Source organism: endosymbiont of unidentified scaly snail isolate Monju, from assembly GCF_000801295.1.
GTDB lineage: Bacteria > Pseudomonadota > Gammaproteobacteria > Chromatiales > Chromatiaceae > MONJU.
Window position 1 is genome coordinate 1,990,429 of record NZ_AP012978.1, and the last position, 25,917, is coordinate 2,016,345.

Annotated in this window: 26 protein-coding genes and 2 pseudogenes; 13 read left to right on the forward strand and 15 right to left on the reverse strand. The window is 65.4% G+C overall.

The features are described 5' to 3' along the window. The first annotated feature begins 35 nt into the window (after positions 1–35). Positions 36–1,979, forward strand: a complete 1,944-nt coding sequence (gene acs, locus EBS_RS09560; RefSeq protein ID WP_043108452.1) for an acetate--CoA ligase — start codon at positions 36–38, stop codon at positions 1,977–1,979. A gap of 46 nt (positions 1,980–2,025) precedes the next feature. Continuing rightward, positions 2,026–2,262 (forward strand): hypothetical protein, encoded by a 237-nt coding sequence (locus tag EBS_RS09565; RefSeq protein WP_043108453.1) that lies wholly within the window; start codon positions 2,026–2,028, stop codon positions 2,260–2,262. 145 nt (positions 2,263–2,407) lie between these two features. On the opposite strand, the gene EBS_RS09570 is transcribed toward EBS_RS09565, so the two are convergent. Then, positions 2,408–3,121 carry a hypothetical protein gene (locus tag EBS_RS09570; RefSeq protein ID WP_148307726.1) on the reverse strand — a complete coding sequence of 238 codons (714 nt, stop codon included), beginning with the start codon at positions 3,119–3,121 and terminating at the stop codon, positions 2,408–2,410. A 284-nt stretch (positions 3,122–3,405) separates the two neighbouring features. On the opposite strand from EBS_RS09570, the pseudogene nifJ reads away from it, so the two are divergent. The 3 genes and pseudogenes from nifJ to EBS_RS09585 all read left to right on the forward strand — a co-directional run bounded on the left by nifJ (position 3,406) and on the right by EBS_RS09585 (position 8,484). Beyond that, positions 3,406–6,904: pseudogene (nifJ, locus tag EBS_RS09575) on the forward strand (pyruvate:ferredoxin (flavodoxin) oxidoreductase). Between the two features lie 56 nt (positions 6,905–6,960). Beyond that, a pseudogene (locus tag EBS_RS09580) lies at positions 6,961–7,911 on the forward strand (dihydroorotate dehydrogenase-like protein); the annotation flags it as partial. Between the two features lie 48 nt (positions 7,912–7,959). Then, positions 7,960–8,484, forward strand: coding sequence for a putative 2OG-Fe(II) oxygenase (locus tag EBS_RS09585; protein ID WP_052199471.1), 525 nt, complete (start codon positions 7,960–7,962; stop codon positions 8,482–8,484). On the opposite strand, the gene EBS_RS09590 is transcribed toward EBS_RS09585, so the two are convergent. Next, a complete protein-coding gene (locus EBS_RS09590) occupies positions 8,462–8,953 on the reverse strand; it encodes a hypothetical protein (protein ID WP_148307727.1) in 492 nt (163 codons plus the stop codon). The genes EBS_RS09585 and EBS_RS09590 overlap by 23 nt on opposite strands. Before the next feature lie 29 nt (positions 8,954–8,982). On the opposite strand from EBS_RS09590, the gene EBS_RS09595 reads away from it, so the two are divergent. Together EBS_RS09595 and EBS_RS09600 are read left to right on the forward strand one after the other, a co-directional pair. Then, complete coding sequence (locus tag EBS_RS09595) at positions 8,983–9,639, forward strand: ankyrin repeat domain-containing protein (protein ID WP_052199472.1); 657 nt, start codon at positions 8,983–8,985, stop codon at positions 9,637–9,639. A gap of 308 nt (positions 9,640–9,947) precedes the next feature. After that, positions 9,948–10,238 carry a hypothetical protein gene (locus EBS_RS09600; RefSeq protein WP_043108458.1) on the forward strand — a complete coding sequence of 97 codons (291 nt, stop codon included), beginning with the start codon at positions 9,948–9,950 and terminating at the stop codon, positions 10,236–10,238. 253 nt (positions 10,239–10,491) lie between these two features. Here EBS_RS09600 and sbcB read toward each other — a convergent pair whose 3' ends face one another. The 5 genes from sbcB to rpsP all read right to left on the reverse strand — a co-directional run bounded on the left by sbcB (position 10,492) and on the right by rpsP (position 14,053). Beyond that, entirely contained in the window at positions 10,492–11,934 is a 1,443-nt protein-coding gene (gene sbcB, locus EBS_RS09605; protein WP_043108459.1) for an exodeoxyribonuclease I, read from the reverse strand. A 112-nt stretch (positions 11,935–12,046) separates the two neighbouring features. Then, entirely contained in the window at positions 12,047–12,400 is a 354-nt protein-coding gene (gene rplS, locus EBS_RS09610; protein ID WP_043108460.1) for a 50S ribosomal protein L19, read from the reverse strand. Between the two features lie 51 nt (positions 12,401–12,451). Next, positions 12,452–13,198 carry a tRNA (guanosine(37)-N1)-methyltransferase TrmD gene (trmD, locus tag EBS_RS09615; protein ID WP_043108461.1) on the reverse strand — a complete coding sequence of 249 codons (747 nt, stop codon included), beginning with the start codon at positions 13,196–13,198 and terminating at the stop codon, positions 12,452–12,454. 13 nt (positions 13,199–13,211) lie between these two features. Continuing rightward, positions 13,212–13,760 (reverse strand): ribosome maturation factor RimM, encoded by a 549-nt coding sequence (gene rimM, locus EBS_RS09620; RefSeq protein ID WP_231892794.1) that lies wholly within the window; start codon positions 13,758–13,760, stop codon positions 13,212–13,214. 32 nt (positions 13,761–13,792) lie between these two features. Beyond that, a complete protein-coding gene (gene rpsP, locus EBS_RS09625) occupies positions 13,793–14,053 on the reverse strand; it encodes a 30S ribosomal protein S16 (protein WP_043108462.1) in 261 nt (86 codons plus the stop codon). Between the two features lie 121 nt (positions 14,054–14,174). On the opposite strand from rpsP, the gene EBS_RS09630 reads away from it, so the two are divergent. Beyond that, on the forward strand, positions 14,175–14,660 hold the full coding sequence (locus tag EBS_RS09630; RefSeq protein ID WP_081999913.1) for a DUF2452 domain-containing protein: 486 nt from the start codon (positions 14,175–14,177) through the stop codon (positions 14,658–14,660). Here EBS_RS09630 and EBS_RS09635 read toward each other — a convergent pair. The 3 genes from EBS_RS09635 to ffh all read right to left on the reverse strand — a co-directional run bounded on the left by EBS_RS09635 (position 14,605) and on the right by ffh (position 17,033). Further along, the gene (locus EBS_RS09635; protein WP_148307728.1) at positions 14,605–14,835 is read right to left on the reverse strand and encodes a hypothetical protein; all 231 of its coding nucleotides are present in this window, start codon (positions 14,833–14,835) and stop codon (positions 14,605–14,607) included. The genes EBS_RS09630 and EBS_RS09635 overlap by 56 nt on opposite strands. An 82-nt stretch (positions 14,836–14,917) precedes the next feature. Further along, entirely contained in the window at positions 14,918–15,649 is a 732-nt protein-coding gene (locus EBS_RS09640) for an OmpA family protein (protein WP_052199473.1), read from the reverse strand. A 10-nt stretch (positions 15,650–15,659) separates the two neighbouring features. Further along, the gene (gene ffh, locus EBS_RS09645; protein WP_043108465.1) at positions 15,660–17,033 is read right to left on the reverse strand and encodes a signal recognition particle protein; all 1,374 of its coding nucleotides are present in this window, start codon (positions 17,031–17,033) and stop codon (positions 15,660–15,662) included. Positions 17,034–17,152: 119 nt separating this feature from the next. Between ffh and EBS_RS09650 the strand changes: the two genes are divergently transcribed. Beyond that, the gene (locus EBS_RS09650; RefSeq protein ID WP_052199474.1) at positions 17,153–17,983 is read left to right on the forward strand and encodes a cytochrome C assembly family protein; all 831 of its coding nucleotides are present in this window, start codon (positions 17,153–17,155) and stop codon (positions 17,981–17,983) included. Then, positions 17,980–18,324 (forward strand): AF1514 family protein, encoded by a 345-nt coding sequence (locus tag EBS_RS09655; RefSeq protein ID WP_081999914.1) that lies wholly within the window; start codon positions 17,980–17,982, stop codon positions 18,322–18,324. Before EBS_RS09650 ends, EBS_RS09655 begins: the two co-directional genes overlap by 4 nt. Before the next feature lie 7 nt (positions 18,325–18,331). Here the strand turns inward: EBS_RS09655 and EBS_RS09660 are convergent, their stop codons facing one another. The 4 genes from EBS_RS09660 to EBS_RS13710 form a co-directional block, all read right to left on the reverse strand. Further along, entirely contained in the window at positions 18,332–18,640 is a 309-nt protein-coding gene (locus EBS_RS09660; RefSeq protein WP_043108466.1) for a flagellar protein FliT, read from the reverse strand. Next, a complete protein-coding gene (gene fliS / locus EBS_RS09665) occupies positions 18,637–19,062 on the reverse strand; it encodes a flagellar export chaperone FliS (protein ID WP_043108467.1) in 426 nt (141 codons plus the stop codon). The genes EBS_RS09660 and fliS overlap by 4 nt, the downstream gene beginning before the upstream one ends. Before the next feature lie 115 nt (positions 19,063–19,177). After that, positions 19,178–20,527 carry a flagellar filament capping protein FliD gene (fliD, locus tag EBS_RS09670; protein WP_043108468.1) on the reverse strand — a complete coding sequence of 450 codons (1,350 nt, stop codon included), beginning with the start codon at positions 20,525–20,527 and terminating at the stop codon, positions 19,178–19,180. A 15-nt stretch (positions 20,528–20,542) separates the two neighbouring features. Continuing rightward, on the reverse strand, positions 20,543–20,653 hold the full coding sequence (locus EBS_RS13710) for a flagellar protein FlaG (protein ID WP_081999915.1): 111 nt from the start codon (positions 20,651–20,653) through the stop codon (positions 20,543–20,545). A 23-nt stretch (positions 20,654–20,676) separates the two neighbouring features. Here EBS_RS13710 and EBS_RS13065 point away from each other — a divergent pair, with 23 nt between their 5' ends. Further along, positions 20,677–22,677, forward strand: coding sequence for a putative bifunctional diguanylate cyclase/phosphodiesterase (locus EBS_RS13065; protein ID WP_052199476.1), 2,001 nt, complete (start codon positions 20,677–20,679; stop codon positions 22,675–22,677). Here the strand turns inward: EBS_RS13065 and EBS_RS09680 are convergent. Beyond that, on the reverse strand, positions 22,646–23,233 hold the full coding sequence (locus tag EBS_RS09680) for an NUDIX hydrolase (RefSeq protein ID WP_043109644.1): 588 nt from the start codon (positions 23,231–23,233) through the stop codon (positions 22,646–22,648). The two genes, EBS_RS13065 and EBS_RS09680, sit on opposite strands and share 32 nt — an antisense overlap. 257 nt (positions 23,234–23,490) lie before the next feature. On the opposite strand from EBS_RS09680, the gene EBS_RS09685 reads away from it, so the two are divergent. Together EBS_RS09685 and EBS_RS09690 are read left to right on the forward strand one after the other, a co-directional pair. Beyond that, positions 23,491–24,993, forward strand: coding sequence for a Ppx/GppA phosphatase family protein (locus tag EBS_RS09685; protein ID WP_043108469.1), 1,503 nt, complete (start codon positions 23,491–23,493; stop codon positions 24,991–24,993). Continuing rightward, the gene (locus EBS_RS09690) at positions 24,993–25,901 is read left to right on the forward strand and encodes a hypothetical protein (RefSeq protein WP_043108470.1); all 909 of its coding nucleotides are present in this window, start codon (positions 24,993–24,995) and stop codon (positions 25,899–25,901) included. Before EBS_RS09685 ends, EBS_RS09690 begins: the two co-directional genes overlap by 1 nt. The last annotated feature ends 16 nt before the right edge of the window (positions 25,902–25,917 follow it).

Genomic DNA, 25,917 nt, shown 5'->3' on the forward strand with positions numbered 1-25,917 from the left:
CGACGCATCCATAAAGAGGACGCGAGGAGGCATCCATGTCCAAGGTCTATCCCGTCCCGGCAGACTTCGCCGCCCGGGCCCATGTCAATGCCGAACAGTACCAGGCGATGTACCAACGCTCGGTCGAAGACCCCGAGGGCTTCTGGGCCGAGCAGGCCGAGCAGTACCTGACCTTCTTCGACAAGTGGGACAAGGTGCTCGACTGGTCCTACATGGAAGACGACCTGCACATCGAATGGTTCAAGGGCGCGAAGCTGAACGTCAGCTACAACTGCCTGGACCGTCACCTCGACACCCGCGGCGACCAGACCGCCATCCTCTGGGAGCCGGACGACCCCAACACCGAGGGCCGCGCGGTCAGTTACCGCGAGCTGCACGCGGATGTCTGCCGATTCGCCAACGCGCTCAAGGCACGCGGCGTGAAGAAGGGGGACCGCGTCTCCATCTACATGCCGATGATCCCCGAGGCGGTGGTGGCCATGCTCGCCTGCACCCGCATCGGCGCAGTGCATTCCATCGTCTTCTCCGCCTTCTCGCCGGACTCGCTGGCCAGCCGCACCCTCGACTCCGACTGCCAGGTGCTGATCACCGCCGACCAGTCGATCCGCGGCGGCAAGGTGCTGCCGTTGAAGGCCAATGCCGACAAGGCACTGGAACAGTGCCCCAATGTTCATAGCTGTTTCGTGGTGCGCCGCGGTGGCGAGCCGGTGGAATGGAACGACGATCGCGATATCTGGTACCACGAGGCGCTCGAAGCCGCCGAGCCGGTCTGCGAGCCCGAGCGGATGGACGCCGAGGACCCCTTGTTCATCCTCTACACCTCCGGTTCCACCGGCAAGCCCAAGGGCGTGCTGCACACCACCGCCGGCTACCTGCTGCAGGCAGCCATGACCCACAAGCTGGTGTTCGACTACAAGGACGGCGAGGTCTACTGGTGCACCGCCGACATCGGCTGGATCACCGGTCACAGCTACATCGTCTATGGCCCGCTCACCAACGGCGCCATCTCGCTGATGTTCGAGGGCGTGCCCACCTGGCCCGATGCCGGGCGCTTCTGGCAGGTCTGTGACAAGCACAATGTCGCCAGCTTCTACACCGCGCCGACTGCGATCCGCGCCTTGATGGCGCAGGGCGACGAGCCGGTCAAGGCAACCTCGCGCAAGAGCCTGCGCCTGCTCGGCACCGTCGGCGAACCCATCAACCCCGAGGCCTGGGAGTGGTACTACCAGGTGGTCGGCGACGGACGCTGCCCCATCGTCGACACCTGGTGGCAGACCGAGACCGGCGCGCACATGATCACCCCCCTGCCCGGCGCCACTCCGCTCAAGCCGGGCTCGGCTTCCTGGCCCTTCTTCGGCGTGCAGCCGGTACTGCTGGACGATCAGGGCAACGAGATCGAAGGCAACCCCGCCCAGGGCAACCTCGCCATCAAACACCCCTGGCCGTCACAGATGCGCACCGTCTACGGCGACCACAAGCGCTTCTACGACACTTATTTCTCCATGTACAAGGGCTACTACTTCACCGGCGATGGCGCACGCCGCGACGAGAACGGCTACTACTGGATCACCGGGCGGGTCGACGACGTGCTCAACGTCTCCGGCCACCGCCTGGGCACCGCCGAGATCGAATCGGCGCTGGTGCTGCACGAGAAAGTCGCCGAGGCCGCGGTGGTCGGCTATCCCCACGAGATCACGGGGCAAGGCATCTACGCCTATGTCACCCTGATGAAGGGCGTAGAGGGCAGCGACGCGCTGAAGAAGGAACTGATCGAGCTGGTGCGCAAGGAGATCGGCCCCATCGCCAAGATCAACCTCATCCAGTGGGCGCCGGGCCTGCCCAAGACCCGTTCCGGCAAGATCATGCGCCGCATCCTGCGCAAGATCGCCGCCAACGAGCTGGACAACCTGGGCGACACCTCGACCCTGGCCGACCCCTCGGTGGTGGACAACCTCATCGAAAACCGCCTCAACCGCTGACCCTCCGTCGCCCGCCGGGCAATTCCGGCGGGCGACCCCCGAGACCATGGCAGAAGAGTTTCATCGCAAGGCACTCGCCCTCTTCGAACAAGGTAACTGGGACGCCGCGCACCGGCTGATCCAGTCGCACGGCGACCGTCTCTCCTGCCTGATCCACGCCTGGCTGCACCGCGAGGAAGGCGACCACGGCAACGCCGTCTACTGGTACGCCCGCGCCGACGAACCCTTCCCCGACAACAGCCTGGAAGAAGAACTGGAACGCCTGCGCGGGCTGATCGGCTGAGCGGCATTGCGGCCTCCACCCTGACAGGGTCATGGACCCGGCTAGAGTGGAATATCCGGGCCAGCTCGCTGTTTCACCGGCTACCCGGATAGACAGGCGCCGAACCTTCGCGGCGAGGACGCCGCTCCCACCTATCCGCCAGCGCTCAGGTCGCCTGTGGCGCAGAGGCGGCTGCCTTGGACTCTTCTGTGGGTGCCGCCGCACCCGCCCCCTTTTCGGTCTTCGGCGGTACAGGCTTGGCGGGCCTGGTGTCGAGCGGCACGCTCTTCGCCGCTTCGGCCTTTTCCGGCCCGGCTGAGGAGGAGGACGGTTTCTGCGGACCCTTGCCCGGTTTTGCCGGTGCGGACGGCACTACGGACCCCGGTGGCGGGACGGGATAGGGACGCCAGCCCGGTGGCGGCACATAGCCCGGTCCAGGCGGCGGTGCCCAGCCCCAGGCGGGATACGGCGGATAGGGATAAGGATAACGCCCTCTGCCCCAGCGGTCGCCGAAGGAGGGAGTCCAGCGATCACCGAAGTGGAAACGCTGCGGCCCGAAACTGAAACGACTGGTATTGTCGTCGCCCCAGTCCCCGAAGCTCCAGCTGCGATCCCAGCCCTTGCCCTTGTCTTCCCTGGCCTTGGGGCGCGGACGGGAGTCAAAACGCCAGGTGGAGGGCTCGTCGCGAGTCCCCCAATACCAGCGAGGGTTGTAATCCCGGTAACCCGGCGGTGGATACCCCCAGGGATAGTGCTCGGGATCGTAGTCGTAAAAGCCGTTGTCGGAGTCGAATCCGAAACCGAAACCGGCATAAACCAGTGATGGCAGTACCGCCCCCATGACCATCAGCCACCGGACCTTGCGCAAGCGATCGTTCATGGCACCTCCCGGTTCGTTGTTCACCGGCCCACATATAGGTGCGATGGTCCCGGAAATCAATTCTTCGCCCCGGGGACGCGGGTGGCCTCGATGCCTGGCTGACCTGGATCAACCCCCCGCCTTCACCGAATTGACCTGCATCAACCCCGGGAGCGCCAGCGCTTGCGCGCAGACCGACAGCCTCCCAAGCTGAGGGCAGCGACATAAAGTGGCTCGAAGAGCAGATCGCGACCTCTCGTTCCAGGGCCATTGTCGAATCCCCAAACCATCGCAAGACGGACACCATGCTGACCATCGACGGCAACGAGGCGGCGGCGCGCATCGCCTATCAGACCAACGAGGTGATCGCCATCTACCCCATCACTCCGGCCTCGCCCATGGGCGAATGGGCCGACGAATGGGCCGCCACGGGACGGCGCAACCTGCTGGGCGTGGTGCCGCAGGTGATCGAGATGCAGAGCGAGGCCGGTGCGGCCGGCGCCACCCACGGCGCCCTGCAGGGTGGCGCCCTGGCCACCGGCTTCACCGCCTCCCAGGGCCTGCTGCTGATGATCCCCAATATGTTCAAGATCGCCGGCGAACTCACGCCCACAATCCTGCACGTCGCCTCCCGTTCCATCGCCGCCCAGGCCTTGTCGATCTTCGGCGACCATTCCGACGTGATGGCCGTGCGCAGCACAGGTTATGCCCTGCTCTGCTCGTCCAGCGTGCAGGAGGTGATGGACTTCGCCCTGATCGCACAGATGGCTACCCTGCGCACACGCGTGCCCTTCGTGCACTTCTTCGACGGCTTCCGTACCTCGCACGAAGTGAACAAGATCGAAGACATCCCCGAGGCACTGATCCACCACCTGCTCGACGAACAGGACGTCATCGCCCACCACCGCCGTGCCATGACCCCCGACCGCCCGGTGCTGCGCGGCACCTCGCAAAACCCTGATGTCTATTTCCAGGGTCGCGAAACGGTCAACCCCTTCTATGCCGCCACACCCGGTATCGTCGAGGACTGCATGCACGCCTTCGCCGAGGCCACTGGACGTCACTACGGGTTGTTCGAGTAGCACGGTCACCCTGAACCCGAACGTGTCCTGGTGCTGATGGGGTCGGGCCTGGGCGCAGCGACAGAGGCAGTGGATACCCTGGCAGCGCGCGGTGAGCCGGTCGGCCTGATCAAGGTCCGGCTGTTTCGCCCGTTCTCGCCAGAACACCTGCTGGCGGCGATCCCCGAGAGCGTGCGTGCCATCGCGGTGCTCGACCGCACCAAGGAGCCGGGCGCCGACGGCGAGCCCCTGTACAAGGATGTCTGCACCGCGCTGATGCAGGCCTTCGGCGACGGCCTGCGCGCCGATCTGCCGCGGGTGATCGGCGGGCGCTTCGGGCTGTCGTCCAAGGAGTTCACGCCGGGCATGGCCGCCGCCGTGCTCGAGGAACTGAAGAAGGCGCAACCGAAGAACCACTTCACCATCGGCATTCACGATGATGTGAGCCACAGCAGCCTGGCCTGGGACCCGAACTTCCGCTCCGACGCGGTGGCGCGCATGACCCAATGCGTGTTCTACGGCCTGGGGTCGGACGGGACTGTCTCGGCCAACAAGAATGTCATCAAGATCATCGGCGAGCAGACCGATCTGCACGTGCAGGGCTATTTCCAGTACGACTCCAAGAAGGCCGGGGCGGTGACCGTCTCGCACCTGCGCTTCGGCCCCGAGCCCATCCGTTCGACTTACCTGATCGAACCGGGACAGGCGCAGTTCGTGGCCTGCCACCAGCCCAATTTCCTCGAACGCTATCCCATGCTGGATAAAGCCGCACCGGGAGGCACCTTCCTGCTCAATACGCCCCACCCACCGGAACAGGTCTGGGACAACCTGCCGCGCGAGGTACAGCAGCAGATCATCGACAAGGACCTGCGGCTGTTCGCCATCGATGCCTACCGCATCGCCCGCGAGACGGGCATGGGGCGGCGCATCAACACCATCATGCAGACCGCGTTCTTTGCCATCACCGGCATCCTGCAGATCGGCATTGCCATCCGCGAGATCAAGACCCTGGTGGAGAAGAGCTACGGGCGCAAGGGCCGGCGCCTGCTGGAACGCAACTTCGCCGCCATCGACCGTACCCTGCCCAAGTTGCACGAGATACCGGTGCCCGAGGCGCCATCCAGTCGGCACCGCATGCCGCCGGTGGTGCCCGCCGAGGCCCCTGACTTCGTGCGCCGCATCACCGCACCGCTGATCGCCGGGCGCGGCGACGAGCTGCCGGTCAGCGCCATCCCCGCCGACGGCACCTGGCCGCTGGGCACCGCCGCCTGGGAGAAGCGCCGACTGGCGCTGGAGCTCCCGATCTGGGACGAGACCCTGTGTACCCACTGCGGAAAGTGTCCGCTGGTCTGTCCGCACGCGGCGATCCGTTCCAAGCTGTTCCCGGAGGCGGCGACGGCCGAAGCACCCGAGACCTTCAAACATGTGCCGGTCAAGGGCGGGGGCAAGGAGCTCCCGGCCGGCATCCACATCAGCTACCAGGTGGCGCCTGACGACTGCACCGGCTGCGGCCTGTGCGTGGATATCTGCCCCATCCGCGACCGTAACGACCCGGAACGCAAGGCCCTCAACATGGCCCCTGTCGGCCCCCATCGCGAGGCCGAACGCGCCAACTGGGACTTCTTCCTGAAGCTGCCGGAGTTCGATCGCCGCCGACTCAAGGTCACCACCCTCAAGGGTGCAATGGTGATGCAGCCGCTGTTCGAATTCTCCGGCGCCTGCGTGGGCTGCGGCGAGACGCCCTACATCAAGCTCGCCACCCAGCTGTTCGGCGACCGCATGCTGATCGCCAACGCCACCGGCTGTTCCTCGATCTATGGCGGCAACCTGCCCACCACCCCCTATACCACCAACCCCGAAGGACGCGGTCCGACCTGGAACAACTCCCTGTTCGAGGACAACGCCGAGTTCGGCCTGGGCCTGCGCGTCGCGGTGGACAGCCGTGCCGCTCACGCCCGCGAGCTGCTGACCCGCCTGGCCAACCGGCTCGACGGCAAGCTGGTGGAAGCGCTGTTGCATGCCCGCCACCTGCTGGAGGTGGCCGACTACCTGGTACGCAAGAGCGTCTGGGCCATCGGCGGCGACGGCTGGGCCTATGACATCGGCTACGGCGGACTGGACCACGTGCTGGCCTCGGGCCGCGACATCAACCTGCTGGTGCTCGACACCGAGGTCTATTCCAATACCGGCGGTCAAACCTCCAAGGCCACGCCACTGGGCGCGGTGGCCAAGTTCTCGGCCGGCGGCAAGCCGGTGATGAAGAAGGACCTGGCACTGATGGCCATGAGCTACGGCAACGTCTATGTTGCCCAGGTGGCATTCGGCGCCAAGGACGTACAGACCCCTGCGCGCCTTCCTCGAGGCCGAGAGCTACCCCGGCCCCTCGCTGATCATCGCCTACTCGCCCTGTATCGCCCACGGCGTGGACCTGTCGAACAACATCCGCCAGCAGAACCTGGCGGTGAATGCCGGTCACTGGCCCCTGTTCCGCTTCGACCCGCGCCGTATCGAACGCGGCGAGAGTCCACTGCACGTGGACAGCAAGCCACCGAGCATCCCCTACGAGGAATTCACCAGCAGCGAGACCCGTTTCTCGGTATTGTCCCGCACCCATCCGGAAGCCGCACAACGCTTTCTCAAGCAGGCACAGCAACATGCGCAAGAAAAATTCCGGCTGTACGAGCAACTGGCGCACATCAAGCTGACCGGCGAAGCCGGACCGGAGGAGAGGAGACCGTCATGAACCTGAAGACCCAATGGCTGGGGTTGCATCTCGACAACCCCTTCGTTCCCTCTGCCTCGCCGCTGAGTCGCAGCCTGGACATGGCCCGCGCGCTCGAGGATGCCGGCGCCAGCGCCCTGGTGATGTATTCGCTGTTCGAGGAGGCGATCACCGCCGAGGAAGAGACCATGGTGCGTTTCCTGCACCACCAGGACCACGGTCATGCCGAAGCCGGTTCCTACCTGCCCGATCACATGGACTTTCCCGGCGAGCTGGACCGTTACCTGGAGCAGCTCGCCGCGCTCAAGGCCAGTCTGGACATCCCGATCGTCGCCAGTCTCAACGGGGTGACCGACGGCGGCTGGCTGGACATCGCGAAACTGTTGCAGGAGGGTGGCGCCGACGCCCTGGAACTCAACGTCTACTACATCGCCTCGGCGCCCTGGGAGGAATGCCATACCGTCGAACAGCGCTATATCGATCTGCTCAAGCACCTGCGCGAGGAGATCGACCTGCCGATCAACATGAAGCTCTCGCCCTTCTTCAGCTCCATCGGCCACATGGTCAAGCGCCTGGAGAACGCCGGAGCCCGAGGCGTCTCACTGTTCAACCGCTTCTACCAGCCCGACATCCATATCGACAACCTGCAGCTGCAACACAGCCTGCACCCGTCGAATTCGGCCGACGCCCTGTTGGCCATGCGCTGGATTGCCATGCTGCACCGCCGGGTAGGGGTGTCCCTGGGTGCCACGGGCGGCATCCATACGACCGAGGACGCCATCAAGCTGTTGCTCGCCGGCGCCGACGTGGTACACCTGTGCACCGCCCTGCTGCAAAAGGGCCCCGCCCACCTGGCCGAGATCATCACGGGTACACGGGAATGGATGGAGCAACAGGGCTTCGAATCCATCGACGAGTTCCGCGGCCGGGTCAGCCAGTATGCGGTCACCGACACCTCAGCCTTCGAGCGCACCAATTACATGCACATCCTCGACAGTTATACCTTCCGCCCCAGCGTCTGGAGCTGAAACATACGGCCTGGGAAAATACCGGAAACAACCACCCGCCTGTCCACCATGAGTCAGCTGTACCTGTATGCCGAACCTCCCCTGCACCTTGGCAAGGTGGAGGGACATCAGCCCATTACCCAGTCACTCATTGCCGCCTTCGAGCGCGAATTCGGCGGTCCGCACATGCGCCAGTCACACCTCGAGCTGGGGCGCCTGGAGAACACCTGGATCGCACGCGAGGCCATCCCAGAGATCGAGCCCTTGCTCACACTGGCCAACCAGGCGGCCCAGGCCATCCTCGGCCGCGAAGACCTGCGTACCGCCTTCTGGTTCAATCGCATGCTGCCAGGCGACCGCACGGCGCGACACAACCACGAGGAGGGTGGCGAACTGCTCTCCGGTGTCTATTACCTGGAAACACCACCCGACTGTGGCGATCTACTGGTCTATCACCCGGGCGGGCCGACCCGCATCGCCCCGTGCGAGGGGCGCTTCGTGTTCTTCGCGCCCCGCCTGGCGCATGCCGTGGAGGAAAACCGCAGCGGCCGGCGGCGACTCTCGGTCGCCTTCAATTTCGGGCCGGCGGGATAGTACTGGTCTCCAGTCGCTCGGTATCGGCCAGGCGCACCCGTACCCCGTCAGTGGTGATGAACTCGCGGTCGTCGATGTCGCCCCGGTAGGCCCGGTAGTGGGTCACGTGCCCGGTCCCGGCATCGACCACCCGCACATACAGCACGTCGTGCGCCTCGCGCCAGCTCTCGCGCCAGCTCGAATACAGCCAGAAAGCCGCCACCCCCAGCATCAACACCACCACCGCACTGGCCAGCCAGCCGATCGGCAACGCGCTCCGCGGGGCGCTCGGACCCACGGGGGGGCTTACCCGCGGCAGTCGCGCCTGCGCACGCGCGCGCAGCACCAGCAAGGCACCGGCAATGACAATCACGGTCAGCAGAATCTTGCCCAGCAATCCCACGTCGCAGCCCTCGAAAATGGAAAAGGCACAGCATAGCCGATCCACCGACAGGAGGCCCCTTCCGTTCAGCGCGCTGTAATGACACACCCGACCTCTTCTGGTGGTATCGTGGTGCCATGAAGAAATGCCTCATCCACTACCTGCTGCCGCTGCTGCTCGCCCTGCTGAGCACGGGATGTAGTGCGCCCGACGAACCGACCATCTCGCTGTACCTGGCGATCCAGCGCAGCGACATCGAACAGCTCGAGCGCCACTTGCACTGGGGCACGCCGGCGGACCAGCCGTTGCCCAATGGCCGATATCCGCTGCACGAGGTCGCCGCGCACGGACGGGTGGTGATGCTCAAGATGCTGCTCAAGCACGGCGTTCGCATCGACTCGCGGGACCCCGACGGCCAGACGCCGCTGGATGTCGCCATCCTCAACGGCCGCACCCAGGCCGCGCAGGTCCTGATCCGCGCCGGCGCCACCTTCGATCCATCGCAATTGCTGCTGGAGGCGGCGCGGCGCAAGGTCAGCGACCGCGATGTGGTTCGCCTTCTCAAGCGCCACGGCGCTGACATGGAGGTACGGGACGAACAGGGCAACACCCCGCTACTGATCGCGGCAGCCAACGGCAACCATCGCCTGGTGCACTATCTGATCGAGTTCGGTGCCGACACCAATGCGCGCAATGCTGCCGGCGAAACGGCGCTGATCATCGCCCGACGCCTGAAACGACCGGAGCTCGAAGAGTTCCTGCTCGCCAATGGCGCCATCGACTCGAAGCCCTGAGCCCAACCCGCTAGCCCGGATGTCTCACCGGCATACCGAGAGCCGGCGGAATTCGCAGCCGCTGTGGCGCCGGTTTGGAGCGAAAGGGATGGCTGCCGCTATCGCTTGAGTGAAAACCAAGCCACAGCGAGCGAGAAACCGCCGGAATCGGGATAGAACAACGCAGGCTACAAGCTGTAACCGACGATTGGCGTCCCTTTTTGCCATTCTTACTCGATCATTCAGCCTATTGGGCTTCGAGCGTTGTTCGGCCGGTGAAATATTCGGGCTAGAATACCGCCATCATTACAGCAATCACGGAAACCGACATGGCCAGTACGCCGGACGAACTCACCATCAACTACAGCGAGGGCGGCATCGACCTCGTCAAGGAACTGGACAAGCGCGTACTCTCCAAGGGCGCCTGGACCACCATCCTTTTTCGCTACCAGGAATGGGACAACGCCAAGCAGGCCTACGGAAAGGACAAATACTCCATCCGCCGTTACCAGAAACGCAACGGTGAATACCAGCAGAAGTCCAAGTTCAACATCTCCAGCCCCGACCAGGCGCGGCAACTGATCGAGGCCCTGCAGGAATGGGTGGAGGACGCTGGTTGAATCGGTGTTCGCGACGGGGACGTCGCTCCTACCCGTAGGAGGTCCATCCCCGGGCCGAACTGGTTCGCGACGGGGACGTCGCTCCTACCCGTAGGAGGTCCATCCCCGGGCCGAACTGGTTCGCGGCGGGGACGCCGCTCCTACCCGTAGGAGGTCCATCCCCGGGCCGAACTGGTTCGCGGCGGGGACGCCGCCCCTACCGTAGGAGGCCCGTCCTCGGGCCGAATGTTTGCGGTGGGGACGCCGCTTGTGTTCAATCCAGGCCGACCAGACCTGGCCATTCGAGCAACTCATCGACCACGCGGCGGCGGTCTTCGGCCAGCGAGGTGTCGACCGCCAGGCGCGCCAGTTCACGGCGGTACTGTTCGAGGGTGATACTGGAGGGACCCTCGGGGTCGCGCACCCGCGCCCGACGCCATTCGTCCCAGCGCGCGCGCTCCTCGCGGTTCAGGGTCTCGGGCCAGTTGCGCGCACGGTAGCGGAACAGCAGCTCCTGATAGCGCGGATCATCGAAGCGCAGATCGAGACGACCCAGTTCCTCGGGCGGGGTCGCGCGCACCCGTTCGCAGCGACGCCGATCGGCCTCGCTGGGGAAACCGCCATACAGATCGAGATCAGGGTCGCGCGGCGGATATTCCCGTTCGGCGAACACCTCGGCGAGCTTTTGCTGCACGGTCTCACGATGAGCGAGCAACTGGTCGCGGTGACGCTGTTCGGCGGCGGCATCCATCTGCCAGCGCTCGCGTGCGGCATCGGTCAGCGTGTTCATGGGCACCACCACCGGCGCCTTGTTGATGTGGACCTCTTTCAGCGCGATGCGCTCGACGCCCTCGGGCAAATCCTCGGCACGGGTGTAGAGACGCTCGCGCAGCGCCTCGGCGTCGAGCTCCAGCAACGGCGCGGGATCGACCCGCAGGTCATAAACGATGACGCTGTTGCGGTTGCGCGGGTGCCAGGCCAGCGGCAGCACCGCGGCGATACAGCCCAGGCGCGCAGGATACCGCGACGAGACGTGCAGCACCGGGCGGCCGGCGGCCGGTTCGAGCATGCCGGCGAGCGTCTGCTTGTCGCGGTGGTTGAAGACATAATCGAACAGGCGCGGCTGACGCTCGCGCACCAGGCGCGCCAGGGCGATGGTGGCGCGCACATCGGCAAGCGCATCGTGCGCGCCCGTGTGGGCGATGTCGTTGGCCTCGGTGAGCTTCTCCAGGCGAAAGGTGGTCACCCCGGGTTCCTTCTCGGGCCATTCGATGCCCTCGGGACGCAGCGCATGGGTGAGACGCACCACGTCGATCAGGTCCCAGCGCGAATTGCCGTTCTTCCATTCGCGCTCGTAGGGATCGAAGAAATTGCGGTACAGGCCGTAGCGGGTGACCTCGTCGTCGAAGCGGATGGTGTTGTAGCCCAGCGAGCAGGTGCCCGGCTGCATCATCTCGGCATGGATGAAGCGGAAGAAATCGGCCTCGGGCGCGCCTTCGGCCAACGCGCGCCGCGGCGAGATGCCGGTGACCATGCAGGCGCCGGGCTGCGGCAGCATGTCGTCGGCCGGTCGCGCGTAGATCACCAGCGGCTCGCCGATGGGGTTGAAATCGAGATCGGTGCGCAGACCGGCGAACTGGGCCGCGCGGTCACGCGCGGGATCGGCGCCCCAGGTCTCGTAGTCGTGCCAGTAGAAGCTGGTGGTCTGGCGGCTCATGCGCAGCCTCCCCCGTGCAGACGCCATCCGGCAGACACGCGAAAGGCCACCCGGCATGCCGGATGGCCCTGTCGCTGCACGACGCGACCGTCTTGCCGGACGGTCTGCGACATCACTTGGTGGAGATCTTCTCCTTGATGCGCGCCGCCTTGCCGGTGCGACCGCGCAGGTAGTACAGCTTGGCGCGACGCACGTCGCCACGACGCTTGACCTCGATGGAGGCGATCTGCGGGCTGTAGGTCTGGAACACCCGCTCCACGCCCTCGCCGTGGGAGATCTTGCGCACGGTGAACGAGGAGTTCAGGCCGCGGTTGCGCTTGGCGATGCAGACGCCTTCGAAGGCCTGCAGGCGCTCGCGGTTGCCTTCCTTCACCTTGACCTGCACGACCAGGGTGTCGCCCGGACCGAAGGCCGGGATCTCCTTGTTCATCTGTTCTGCTTCGAGTTCCTGGATGATGTTGCTCATCGCCCTTGCTCCTGACCCAGTTGGGATTGGGTGCCTCGCGGCACGTTCGTTTCAGTCGGTCGGCCCGCCCTCGCAGACGCGCCGGAATTCGTCGAGCAGTGCCTGCTCCTCGTCATCGAGCGGCCGGCCTTCCAGCAGCTCGGGGCGCCGCAGCCAGGTTCGGCCCAGCGCCTGCTGCAACCGCCAGCGGCGGATGCGCTCGTGGTCACCGGAGAGCAGCACCTCCGGCACCCGCCGGCCGAGGATCTCCTCGGGCCGCGTATAGTGCGGGCAGTCCAGCAAGCCCTCGGAGAACGAGTCCTGCTGCGCCGAATCCGCATGTCCCAGCGCCCCCGGCAGCAGACGGATGACCGCATCGATCATCACCATCGCCGGCAGCTCGCCACCGGACAGGACATAGTCGCCGATCGACCATTCCTCGTCCACGCAGGCCTCGACGATGCGCTCGTCGATGCCCTCGTAGCGGCCAGCGAGCAGGATCAGCCCCGGACGCTGCGCCAGCGCGCGTGCCGCCGGCTGGTCGAAGCGCCGCCCCTGCGGGCTGAGGTACAGCACCGGGCTGTCCGGTGCCTGTGCCCGCGCCGCCTCGATGGCGGCCAGCAGTGGCTCGACCTTCATCACCATGCCCGGCCCGCCGCCATAGGGACGGTCGTCCACGGTGCGGTGGACATCGTGCGTGTAGTTACGCGGGTTCCACAGCACCAGTTCGGCCAGGCCCTGTTCCAGGGCGCGCCCAGGGATGCCCGCGCGCAGCGCCTCGAACATTTCAGGGAACAGGGTGACGACATCGAAGCGCATCGCTGTTCCCTTCTCAGAAATCCGGATCCCAGTCCACCCGCATGCGGCCGGCCTCGAGATCCACCTCGCGCACTACCTGTTCCCAGAGGAAGGGGATCAGGCGTTCGCGTTCACCCCGGACCACCATCACGTCGTTGGCACCGGTCTCGAACAGGTGATCCACCCGCCCCAGATCGACCCCGTCCAGGGTCTCGACCCGCAGTCCTTGCAGATCGGTCCAGTAGTAGTCGCCGGGCGCCTCCAGCTCGGGCAGCTGATCGCGAGTAATGGCGATCTGTGCGCCGACCAGGGCTTCGGCCGCGTCGCGGTCGTTGCAGCCCTTGAGCTTGAGCACCACGGCCTTGCCCTGGCGCCGCCCGGAAGCCAGCTTCCAGCGTTGCCAGCCATCGCCCCGATCCAGGTACAGGTGACCATAGCGGGCGATGTTCTCGCGGGGCGCGGTGTCGGAATGGACCTTGATCCACCCCTGCAACCCGTACGCCCCGGTAACGCGACCGAGGGTGACGAGTGGTTTCCCGTCACCCCCGACGATCTTCCTGCCGTGTTCGTCCGATGCGTTCACGATCGGCGCGAACCCACCGACATCGCGGCGTATCAGGCGGCAGCCTGGGTGTCCTTGCGATAGGACTCGACCAGCTTGCGCGCGCGGTCGGTGAGCTGGGCGCCAACGGACACCCAGTAGTCCACGCGTTCCAGGTCGATGCGCAGGGCCTCTTCACCCTCGACCGCGATCGGGTTGAAGAAACCCAGGCGCTCGATGTAGCGGCCACCGCGGGCACGACGCGAATCGGCGGCCACGATGTGGTAGAAAGGACGCTTCTTGGCGCCGGTTCTGGCAAGACGAATCGAAACCATGTCTGTTATCTGCCTGTAGGTTCGTTACCATTTCCGGGCCACCACCGGACACAAGCCAGATGGCCCCCGAAGGAAACCGGGCATTTTACGCATATTTGCGGTTTTGTGAAGTACCGATTACATGAACGACGACCGAGAGCAGCATCCCGATCCCATTCACCGCGGCGAGGCGCGCAGCAGCCCCTACCCGGTGAGCCGACTGGCCCCGGCCTTCGGCCTGGTGGACCTGGCTGCCGAGCTGGAGCGCGCCGACCAGGCCATCGCCGGCCAGACCAATGCCCAGCTGGAACTGATCGCCGAGCAGATTCGCCACTTGCAGGCCCAGGCGCGGCAGATCCTGGAGAAGGCGCACCAGGATCTGGAACTGCACAAGGCCCGCTGCACCTTCGCCAAGCGCCCCGGCCAGATCTACCATCTGTATCGCACGGCCTCGGGTGAATTGCAGTTCTCGCTGCTCTCGCCGGCCGACTGGGGCGGCCGGCCGCCACACGACTATCAGGGCGCCTGGCGGTGGAGCCCGACCAGCGCTGGACGCGCATGGACAGTCCCGCTCAGGCGGACTGATCGCGTTCGAAGCGACGACGGATCAGCACCGCCTGGTCGCTGATCTGATCGGAAACCACCTCCAGCTCCGCGCGCACGGCCTCGGCAATGGCCGCCTCGATGTCTCGCTCCAGCTGCTTGCGGTGCTCACCGACCAGACGGGCACGCAGGGCCGGCTCGAGTCGGTCGAAAAACACCGCCACCACCGCGGCCGCCCGTTCAGCATGCCGTTTACCCATGTCGTTCCCGAGTCGTCCCGCTTGCCCGCCCAGTATGCCGCTGCATCGACCGGACGACCTTGACGGGCATCAACGCCAGGATTCAGCGTTCGAAAGCCAGGTGCAGCTCGATGCGCCGATTGCGCCGATAGGCAGCACGGTTCCTGCGCTCGTCCAGCGGGCGGGTAGCGGCCAGCGCCACCCCTTCCAGGCGTCTCTCCGGCAGGCCGTTATGCACCAGATAACGTACCACCTCGGTGGCACGCGCGGCAGACAGCTCCCAGTTGGTGGGAAATTCCCGGTTACTGCGCAACGGGCGCCGGTCGGTATGCCCCTCCACGCGCAGGCGCCAGGGCAGTGCCGCCGGCAACTCACCGGCCAGCTCGCGCAGGGCACGGGCCAGGGGTTGCAGGCGCGATTCGCCCTCGGCGCCGAGCTGGGCACGCGAGAACACGAACACCAGGTCGGCCGGCACGACGACGCGATCGCCGCGGATCTCGTATACCGGCGAGAGGGGCAGGCGCTCGCCCAGGGCGGCAAAGAAACGCCGTCGCAGGCGTTCCTGCTCATCCGGATCCTTACCCTGCCGGGCCGCCAACTGCTTCTCGAGACGGTCGATCTCCTCGGACTGGCGACGATTGCGCGCCTCGGCCTCGGCCAGTGCCTTCTCGAGCTGGCGGACACGTTCGCTCACCTGAGAGACGAATTCGCGCAGCCGGGCAAGCTGATCGCGCTCCTGCTCCAGCGCCGCATCGGCGGCCCGCGCCGAGGCCCACCACAAGCCCACCAGGATGAGCGAAACAGCTACCGCCAGGGAGCGCATCAGTCGTTCCATTTCCGCCCCCTCAGAACGGCAGCCCCCCGCCCGGCGGCATGCCGGGGAAGCGCCCCTTCATGCCGCGCATCATCTTTTCCAGCCCACCCCCCTTCATCTTCTTCATCATCTTCTGCATCTGGGTGAACTGCTTGAGCAGCTTGTTCACGTCCTGCACCTGCACACCGGCGCCGCGCGCAATGCGCTTCTTGCGTGAACCCTTGATGACACCAGGGAACTCGCGCTCTTGCGGGGTCATGGAGTTGACGATGGCAATCATGCGCCGGGTCTCGCGATCGCCCATCTGCGCCTTCACCGCATCGGGCACCTTGTTCATGCCAGGCAGCTTGTCCATCAGGCTGGAGATGCCGCCCATGGCCTGCATCTGTTCCATCTGTTCCTTGAAATCGGTCAGCGTGAAGCCCTGTCCCTTCTGCAGCTTGCGCGCCAGCTTCTCGGCCTTCTTCTGGTCGATCTTCTGCGTGACTTCCTCGACCAGCGAGAGCACGTCGCCCATGCCGAGAATACGGGAAGCCACCCGGTCGGGATGGAAAGGTTCGAGCGCGTCGGTCTTCTCGCCCACCCCGAGGAACTTGATCGGCTTGCCTGTGATCTGTCGGATCGACAGCGCCGCACCGCCGCGTGCGTCACCATCGGTCTTGGTGAGAATGACGCCGGTCAGCGGCAGCGCCTGGTCGAAGGCGCGCGCGGTAGTGGCCGCGTCCTGACCCGTCATGGCATCGACCACGAACAGGGTCTCGACGGGGTTCACCGCAGCATGCAGCTCACGGATCTCGTCCATCATCTGCTCGTCGACGTGCAGGCGACCGGCGGTATCGACCAGCAGCACGTCGAAGAAGCCCTTGCGTGCCGCATCGATCGCGGCCCGGGCAATGGCGACAGGCTTCTGCATGGCATTCGACGGGAAAAACTCCACGCCCACATCGGCGGCCAGGGTCTTGAGCTGCTCGATCGCCGCCGGGCGGTACACGTCGCAACTGACCACCATGACCTTCTTCTTCTCGCGCTCCTTGAGCATACACCCCAGCTTGGCCACGCTGGTGGTCTTGCCCGAACCCTGCAGGCCCGCGACCATTACCACCGCCGGCGGCTGCACGGCCAGGTTGAGCCCCTCATTGGCCTCGCCCATGACCGAGACCAGTTCGTCGTGCACGATCTTGACCAGCGCCTGGCCAGGCGTGAGGCTCTTCGTCACCTCCTCGCCCAGGGCCTTCTCGCGCACCTGGTCGACAAAGGTCTTGACCACCGGCAGGGCGACATCGGCCTCGAGCAGGGCCATGCGCACCTCGCGCAGGGTGTCCTTGATATTGGTCTCGGTGATGCGGCCCTGGCCGCGCACTTTCTGCAACACTTCGCCGAGACGGTCGGAGAGGTTCTTGAACATGGGTGCCTGTCTGTCGGATAGGGAAACCAGTCCCAATTATAAGGACTCGCCCCCCGGCCTGCGCGAAAAACCGGCCCACGGATGCAGCCCTGCCGCCGCTATGCGATTATCATGTCACCATGAACATCACCCTGCTGACCTATCCGGCCGCCGCCCTGTACCTGCTGACCGCCGTGCTGACCGCCGTGCTGACCGCCGTGCTGATCGCCGCGCGCCTGTTCGGCGGGCGCGACGCCCGTGATCGGCGCCCGCTGGTGCTGGGACTGGGGTTCATGGCACTGGCCCTGCACGGCGCCGTGCTCTACAGCGAGCTGGTGACCGAGGCCGGCATCAACCTCGGCTTCTTCAATGCCGCCTCGCTCACCGCCTGGATGATCGCCGCCCTGCTGCTGGTCTCGGCGCTGGGCAAACCAGTGGAGATGCTGGGACTCGCAGTATTCCCCCTGGCCGCGCTCACCATGCTGCTGGACCTGCACAATCCGGGACATCATCTCCTGGACAACAAGGCCGACTGGACCCTGGGGGTACACGTCACCGTCAGCATCCTCGCCTACGCCATGCTCACCCTGGCCACCATCCAGGCCCTGCTGCTGGCAGTCCAGGACAATCACCTGCGTTCGCATCATCCCGGCGGTTTCATCCGTGCCCTGCCGCCCCTGCAGACCATGGAGGCCCTGCTGTTCGAGATGATCGGCCTGGGCTTCGTGCTGCTCAGCCTGTCGTTGCTCAGCGGCTTCTTCTACCTGGAAGACATGTTCGCCCAGCACGTGGCACACAAGACCCTGCTGTCACTGATCGCCTGGATGGTGTTCGGCGCATTGCTGTGGGGCCGTTATCGCTTCGGCTGGCGCGGCACCACCGCCATCCGCTGGACGCTGACCGGCTTCGTGGTGCTGATGCTGGCCTACTTCGGCAGCAAGGCCGTGCTCGAACTGGTGCTGCACCGATGAACGCGGAAGATGACACTCCCGCCTGCCCCCTGCCCAAGCCGCCCGACTTCGCTAGCGTCGAGCGACTGAGCCTGCACCCCGATCCCGCACCCGCCGACTACCGCGAGGCGATGCGGCTGGCCGATGCCGAGGCGCGCGCCCGTTTCGGCGAGGACTGGATGCTGTTGTCCTGGTACGACCGTGACCGCGATTTCGAATCACCGCAGCACGCCAGTGAATGCCACGCGGACAGCGCGATACCCGGCTACGTGGACTACGGCCTGAACCACGGGGCACGTCTGATGGTGGATATCGGCGACGGGCGCTTCGTGTTCTTCTACCGGCCCGTGGAACTGGACTGAGTGCGGATCAGGCGCTTGCCCGGTAGGCACGAGTGCCACGGCGCCCCTTGTGCAGCTGACCGAGTTCCTCGCCCACCTCGTCGCGGATGCGCATCGAGGCCTCGAGCAGGACCTTGTCCAGGTCCAGGATCTCGCGCACCCGCTCGGCCAGTGACTCGGTCAGCGGCTCGCGGGTGGCGAACGCCTGTTCCAGCAGGCTGCGACGCCGGGCCTCCAGTTCGACCACCGCCTGCCACTCCTGGCAGGCAGCCAGCTCCAGCATGCGATGGGTGTACCGCAGCGCCTCTTCGAGCAAGGCTTCCCGATCGTTCATCATCCATTGGCCTCCACGGCCGGCCGGCCCAGGCGGATGTGCTCGGGCATGGCGTCCCAGGCACCCTTGATCTCCAGCATCAGGCCGATTACCTCGTCCATGATGGCAACATCGTTGGCCACGTTGGCATCCACCAGGCGTTGCAACATATAGCTGTAGAGATCGTCGAGATTGGCCGCGATCTCGCCACCACGCTCGGGATCGAGGCTGGCGCGCAGCCCGTTGATGATACTGGTCGCCCAGGTGATCTGGGCGCTCTTGCCTTCCAGGTCGTTGCGCTGAATGCAACCCTTGGCAGTGGCCATCTTGTCCAGCGCACCCTCCATGAGCATCTGCACCAGGCGATGCGGACTGGCGTACTCACCCTCGGACTGTGCTGCCACCTTGCCGTACTGGGAGAGCGCGCGCTTTTTGCCATAGGTCATCTTCGAGAGGCTCCGCAAGAGGTTGTTATTGCTGCTCTTGAGATCGGCAAATCAGAGGGAAACTTTAAGCCTTGAAGGCATGAATCCAGAGGAAAGAGAGGCACGCGAAGCGCGATCAACGCGTGGGAGGATTCAGACGCGCAGCAAGGAAATCGCCGGTGGAACGCAGGCTGCCTACCAAGGCATCCAGCGAGGCAAGCTGGGAGCGCAGGGCCTTCTCGCGCAATTGCAATCGCCATTCGTAGTTGGACTGGCGGGCCTGCAAGGTATCGATCTGATCGTTGAGCGAACCGACCCGCAATTTAAGCAATCCGTTGCCGGCATCGAGCAACCCGGTGGCCACCGCGTCGAAACGTACCGCATAGCCATTGGTGGTATCGGTAAAGATGGCAGCCACGTTGTCGAAATCGGCGTCCAATGCAGCTTGAAAGACTGTCTCGTCAAGTTCCAGCTCGCCGGTCTTGGCATTGGTGCGGATGCCCAGCTCGGTGAGCGAGGCATTGCCGCCGTTCAATCCGGTCACCGGGGTATTCACCACTGAACGGAACTGGCTGAGGATGCGGCGCAGACCGCTGTCGTTGCCCAGGGCGCCGGCCTTCAGTTCCTCCACCTTCTTGACCACTGCGTTGTAGGCATCCACGAAGCTTTTGGCTGAGGACAGGATCGTGGCGGTATCACGTCCGACATCGAGCGTGGCCGAACCCGTACCCTTCAATTCGAACGTCAGCCCATCGACCACGCCAGTGACCTTGTTGCTGGCACTGATGACTGCGTAACCGTCCACGGTAAAGGCCGCGTCGAGCTGGGTCAGGTCGGTCAGCGTCGCCCCGCTGGCGTCCTGGTTGAGCGTCGAAAAACCGAAGGTGCTCGCACTCAGGCTGCCGCCGTAGCTCAGCTGCACCCGCTTGGCGTAACCGGAGTCGTTGGCGCTGAGCACCAGGTGCTGGTTGCCGCCGCCTACGTTGATCAGGGTGGCGGTGACGCCCGGGTTGTCAGCGGCGTTGTTGATGGCATCACGAATATCGGCCAGCGTGCTGGCGGTGGACAGATCGATGGTGCTGCTCGCACCGTCGACCGTCAGGGTCAGGCTGTCACCCACGTTGCCGCCAAAGGTGGCGGTATCTGCAAAGGCTGCCGAACCGAGCTTGTGGTGCTGGGCGATGCGCTGCACCACGATCTCGTAGCTACCCGTCGCGGCATTCACATCGGCCGTGGCGGCCATGACGGTATCGTCGCTCGAGTTCGCAGTGAACACCTTGAACTTGTCAGCGGAACCCAGTGCCTGCATCGCGTCCTGGAACGACGAAATGCTGCTCTTCAGGGCACCGTAGGCACTGATCTGCGCCTGGACCTGCGATTCCTTGCGTTGCAGCGCGTAGAGCGGCTGGCGCTCGATGGACATCAACTGGCTGACAATGTTCTCGATATCCAGCCCGGAACCGACACCCGCCGCTGTAATTGGCATCTCAAGCCTCCGTGTTCAGACCGCACCCTGGAACAATAGCCCGGACGCCTCTTCCAGGCGCCGCCGCAGACGCATGATCTCCTCGGACGGGATCTGCCGAACGATTTCGTGAGTCTCGCTGTTCATACCGTCACCGGATTCCCATGAGAATGTTGCGTTCCTTCAAGGTGCGGATCGTTGTCACCATCCTGCTGCTGGAACTGGTGATGCTGTCACTGGTGCTGGGGTTCACCCAGACCAGCGCCTTCGAACGCACCCGCGAGCAGATCGCCGCCCAGGACGACATCATTCTCGACCTGCTCGGTGAGGCCGGTCTCACCGCCCTGCCGACCAGGGAATTCTCGGAACTCGCTCCCCTGTTCCGCCAAGCGGCAACCAATCCACACATCCAGCAGATCCTGCTGCTCGACGACCGCCAGCAGGTGATTGCCGCCTCCGATCCCCAGCTGATCGGGCAACATCTGGAAGAACGTCCCACGCCGCCCGACACCTACCTGCGGGCACGCGAGATCCGCAGCGGCCCGCACTCACTGGGCAAGATCCTGGTGACCTTCTCCAACCGCGAACTCGAAGCAGCCTATGCCAGCACCCTGTCGCTGGGGATTGGCATTGCCTTGATAGGCACGACCACCGTGGCGATCGCCGGGCTGCTGCTGGGCCTGTTCCTCACCCGTCGCCTGCAACGCATCATCGACCAGACCCGGCGCTTTGCCAGCGGCGACCTGCAAGCTCGGGTCCACATCGACGGCGACGACGAACTGGCCGAGCTGGGCAATGCCTTCAACCAGATGGCGACCCAGATCAGTGGCAGCCTGCGGCACATCCAGCACCTCGCCTATCACGATTCGCTCACCGGCCTGGCCAACCGCATGGTGTTTCACCAGCGCCTGCGCAAGGCAGTGAACTCTGCGCTGCGTTCAGACCACCAGCACGTGCTCATGTATCTGGACCTGGACCAGTTCAAGATCATCAACGATACCTGTGGGCACGACGCCGGTGATACCCTGCTGATCGAGATCACTCGGGTCATCGCCTCACAATTGCGCGCACGCGACACCATCGCCCGCCTCGGCGGCGACGAGTTCGGCATCCTGCTGGAGAACTGCAATACCGATCAGGCCCGCGCGGTGGCAGAAAAGATCCTGCACGCGGTGCGCGAATACCGTTTCGACTGGAACGGGCATGGCTTTCGCATCGGGGTGAGCATCGGCGTGGTGCCCATCGGGCACCACACGCCCGACATGGAAAAGATCCTCAGCCTGGCTGACATGGCCTGTTACGCAGCCAAGGACAAGGGCCGCAACACCATCCACCTGGTGAGTGAACAGGACAACGAAATGTCGCGTCGCTCGCGGCAGATGCAGTGGATGGCGCGCCTGCAGGAAGGCATGGAACGCCACCTCTTTGTCGTCCACTGCCAGTGGATCGCCAACACCAACGACACCCAGCGTCGTCCGTTCGCGGAGTTCCTGTTGCGGCTGGTCGGCAGCAATGAGGAGCTCATACTGCCGGACGACTTCATCCCCGCGGCCGAGAGTTTCCACCTGATGCCCGCACTCGACCGGCATACCATCGAACTGGTATTCAAGGCCCTGGCCGAACTGGCACCGGAGCATCGCCCACAGATGGCCTTCATCAACCTCTCTGGCCAGTCACTGGCCGACGAACGGCTTTCGCGCTTCATCGAGGACCGGCTGTTGGCCTGGCAGCTGCCGCCGAGCGCCTTCTGTTTCGAGATTACCGAGACGGTGGCAGTGGCCAACCTGGAACAGGCCGACGGCTTCATCGCCCGCATCCAGGCACTGGGCGCCAGCGTGGCGCTGGACGACTTCGGCAGCGGCATGAGCAGCTTCGTCTACCTGAAGCACCTGCGCGCGGACTTCGTGAAGATCGACGGCGGCTTCGTGCACAACATCGTCGCCAGCGAGCTGGACCGGCACATCGTCGCCGCCATCGACCGGGTGGCGCACCATGCCGGCTTCCGCACCATCGCCGAATCGGTGGAAGACCGGGCCACGCTGGAGATCCTGCGCGAACTGGGTGTGGACTATGTGCAAGGCCACGCCATCGACCGTCCCCGCCCGGTGGAGCAGACCCTGGGGCCCAGGCCCCCCCATCTCAGTCCGCAGCCGGCGTCTCCACCAGCCTGACCCGGTAACCGTGCGGACTTTCGGGATCGCGCAGGATATCGGCCATACGCATGGGATAGCTGCCCGCCTTTCGATCACGGAAATACTGTTCCAGCGCCAGGCGCACCGTGGCAAAGGCAAGCTGCCCCCAGGGCACCTCGGCCTCGGTGAACAATGCCACTTCCTCGCTCTCCTCGCCGGGCGAAAAGGCCTCGTCCAGCAGGCGTGCACGAAACAGCAGGTAGACCTGGTCGATGTGCGGCAGATTGACCGTGTAATACAGGTCCTCGATGGCGACCCGCGCATTGGCCTCTTCCAGCGTCTCGCGCATTGCGCCTTCCCAGGTGGTCTCGCCGTTCTCCATGAAGCCCGCCGGTACCGTCCACAGGCCCCGACGCGGCTCGATGGCACGCCGACAGAGCAACACCCGATCCCCGTGATGCACGATGCATCCGGCCACGATCTTGGGATTGTGATAGTGGATGGTGCCGCAGGCGTCGCAAATATGCCGTTCGCGGTTGTCGCCGGCGGGGATCCCCAGCCGCACCGGGTGACCGCAGTGACTGCAGAATCTCATCTTCATCACGCCATCATAACCCCGATTTCGTTCGCAGCGGGGCCGCTGCTGCCTGATCAGATTGTTCGCGGCGAGGACGCCGCTCCTGCACGGGGATAGGTGCCTGTCCTCGACAATGCGGCAGATACCCCGTCTCCGAGCCGACCCTCTGGCCAATCAATCCAGGTTGTGCAAACAGACACCCGAAAGCGGTAGCATTGCCGGGGACCCCCGTGGCGGTCGGCCCGGCGGTCCTCCCTTCAGCAGGACAACCCGACATGACTGACCCCAGCAGCGCCTCGCCACAGACCTACGCCGCCATCGATCTGGGCTCCAACAGCTTTCACATGGTGGTCGGACGACAGGACGGCGACCGCCTGGTGCTGGTGGATCGCCTGCGCGACCCGGTACGCCTCGGCGAGGGCCTGCTGCCCGACAAGACCCTGGACAACCGCGTGGCCAGGCGTGCCCTGGCCTGCCTGGAACGCTTTGGCCAGCGCCTGCGTGACCTGCCGCCCGAAGCGGTACGCGCGGTCGGTACCAACACCATGCGCCAGATCGCCGACGACGGCGCCTTCCTGCGCGCCGCTGAACTGGCGCTGGGACACCCCATCGAGATCATTTCCGGCGACGAGGAGGCGCGCCTGATCTACCTGGGCGTGGCGCATGGACTGGCCGCAGGCGACGAACGCCGCCTGGTGATCGACATCGGCGGCGGCAGCACTGAACTGATCCTCGGCCGCGGCATGGAGCCCGGCTGCCGCGACAGCCTGTACATGGGCTGCGTGAGCATGAGCCGGCTGATGTTCAGCGACGGCCGGATCACCGAGGACGCCATGAACTCCGCCCTGCTGCGCGCCGCACTGGAGATCCGCCCGGTGCGCCACTTCTACCAGGCCGGCAACTGGGAACGCGCGGTGGGCAGCTCGGGGACCATCCGTTCCATTCGTGCGGTAGTCAAGGCCAACGGCTGGAGCAGCGAAGGCATCACCGCCGAGAGCCTGCGCAAGCTGCGCAAGAAGCTGCTCAAGGCCGGGCACATCGACAAGGTCCAGCTCGACGGTCTGTCCGAGGACCGGCGGCCGGTGTTCGCTGGCGGCGTAGCCGTGCTCTCCGCCCTGTTCGAACGGCTCGGCATCGACCGCCTGCGGGTATCCGACATGGCCCTGCGCGAGGGCCTGCTCTACGAGATGATCGGCTATGTCCGGCACCAGGACATCTGCCAGCGCACCGTGGACTCCCTGGCCACCCGTTTCGGCATCGACCGTGCACAGGCGCAGCGCGTGCAGGCCACTGCTCGTTCGCTGCTCGATCAGGTCGCGCGCCAATGGGGGCTGGACATCAACGACTGCGGGCGCATGCTCGCCTGGGCCTGCCAGCTGCACGAAATCGGCCTGAGCATCTCGCACGCCGGCTTCCACAAGCACGGCGCCTACATCCTGGCCAATGCCGACCTGCCGGGTTTCTCGCGCCAACAGCAGGCGGTGCTCGCCGCACTGGTGCGCAATCACCGCCGCAAGTTCAGCGAGTCGGCCTTCCGCAACCTGCCCGAACACCTGATCGAGCCGACCCGCCGTCTGTGCGTGCTGCTGCGCCTGGCGGTACTCCTGCATCGGGGACGCTCGCCCGACAGCAAACCCCTGCTCTCCCTGGAGGTTTCCGGCCACAAGCTCCGCGTCGACCTTCCCGAGGGCTGGCTGGATCGCCACCCGCTGACCCATGCCGAACTGGAGCGCGAGGCCGACTACCTCGCCCGGGCGGAGTTCAAGCTCCAGTTCTGATGCGCCGCTACGCCCTGCGCCAGCTCAATCCTTTCGACGGCGTGCTGCAGGTGGTCGAGAGCGGGCAGGCCCGGGCCTTTACCGCCAACGGCGTGCTCTGGCGCATGCAGGTGCAGGCCGAGCGTCCCGAGCATACCTGGCGCAGCGACGACCATCGGCCGGTCCGCCAGTATTTCAGCTGGGGCCTGTGGTCGGCCGAACGCGGCATGCAGCGGGTCACCGCCAACCCCATCCTCGACATCGGCGCCATGCAACAGGCAGCCGACGACCTGGCTGCCGCCCTGCCCGAACAGCTCGAAGCCCTGCCTTTTGCGCTGGTCGACCGCTTCGAGTACTGGGCCTGCGACCATCGCGGCCGACCGGTGGCCCTGATCGCCAGCACGGCCGACGCCGACTTCGCCAGCGGCAGCCCGGCGCCGGCCTGGTGTGCCACGACCCATGCCGAGCACGGCTTCGTGAGCCCTGCCCTGCTCGCCGCCGGCGAACCCACCCACGACGGCTTCAGCCCGCGCGCCCATGCCCAGCGGCTGGAGAGCGCGGTGCGCCACCAGGCCCAGGACCGCTGCTGGATCGAGCGCCTGGACGACGGCAGCGGACGCCGTCTGCGCGACGGTGCCGGACTATCCGCCGACGCCCTTCCCCTGTTGGGCCTGCGCACCGACTGGAACGATCCCTTGCTGGGCCGCCTGGCCGCCGATTACCACGAATGGCTAGCCCCCCTGCTGCTCACCCTGCCCGACCTCGACCGCGACACCCGGGCACGGCTCGAACGTGCCGCCATAAAACGGCCGACGCTCGTGGCCGACCTGTTCCGACTCTATCCCGAGATCGTCGACGTCGACATCATCACCCGCGCCCGCGTCGAAGCACGGCTGCGGCGGGCACACGCGTCGTCCACGGCGGACTGATACAATTGCGGCATCC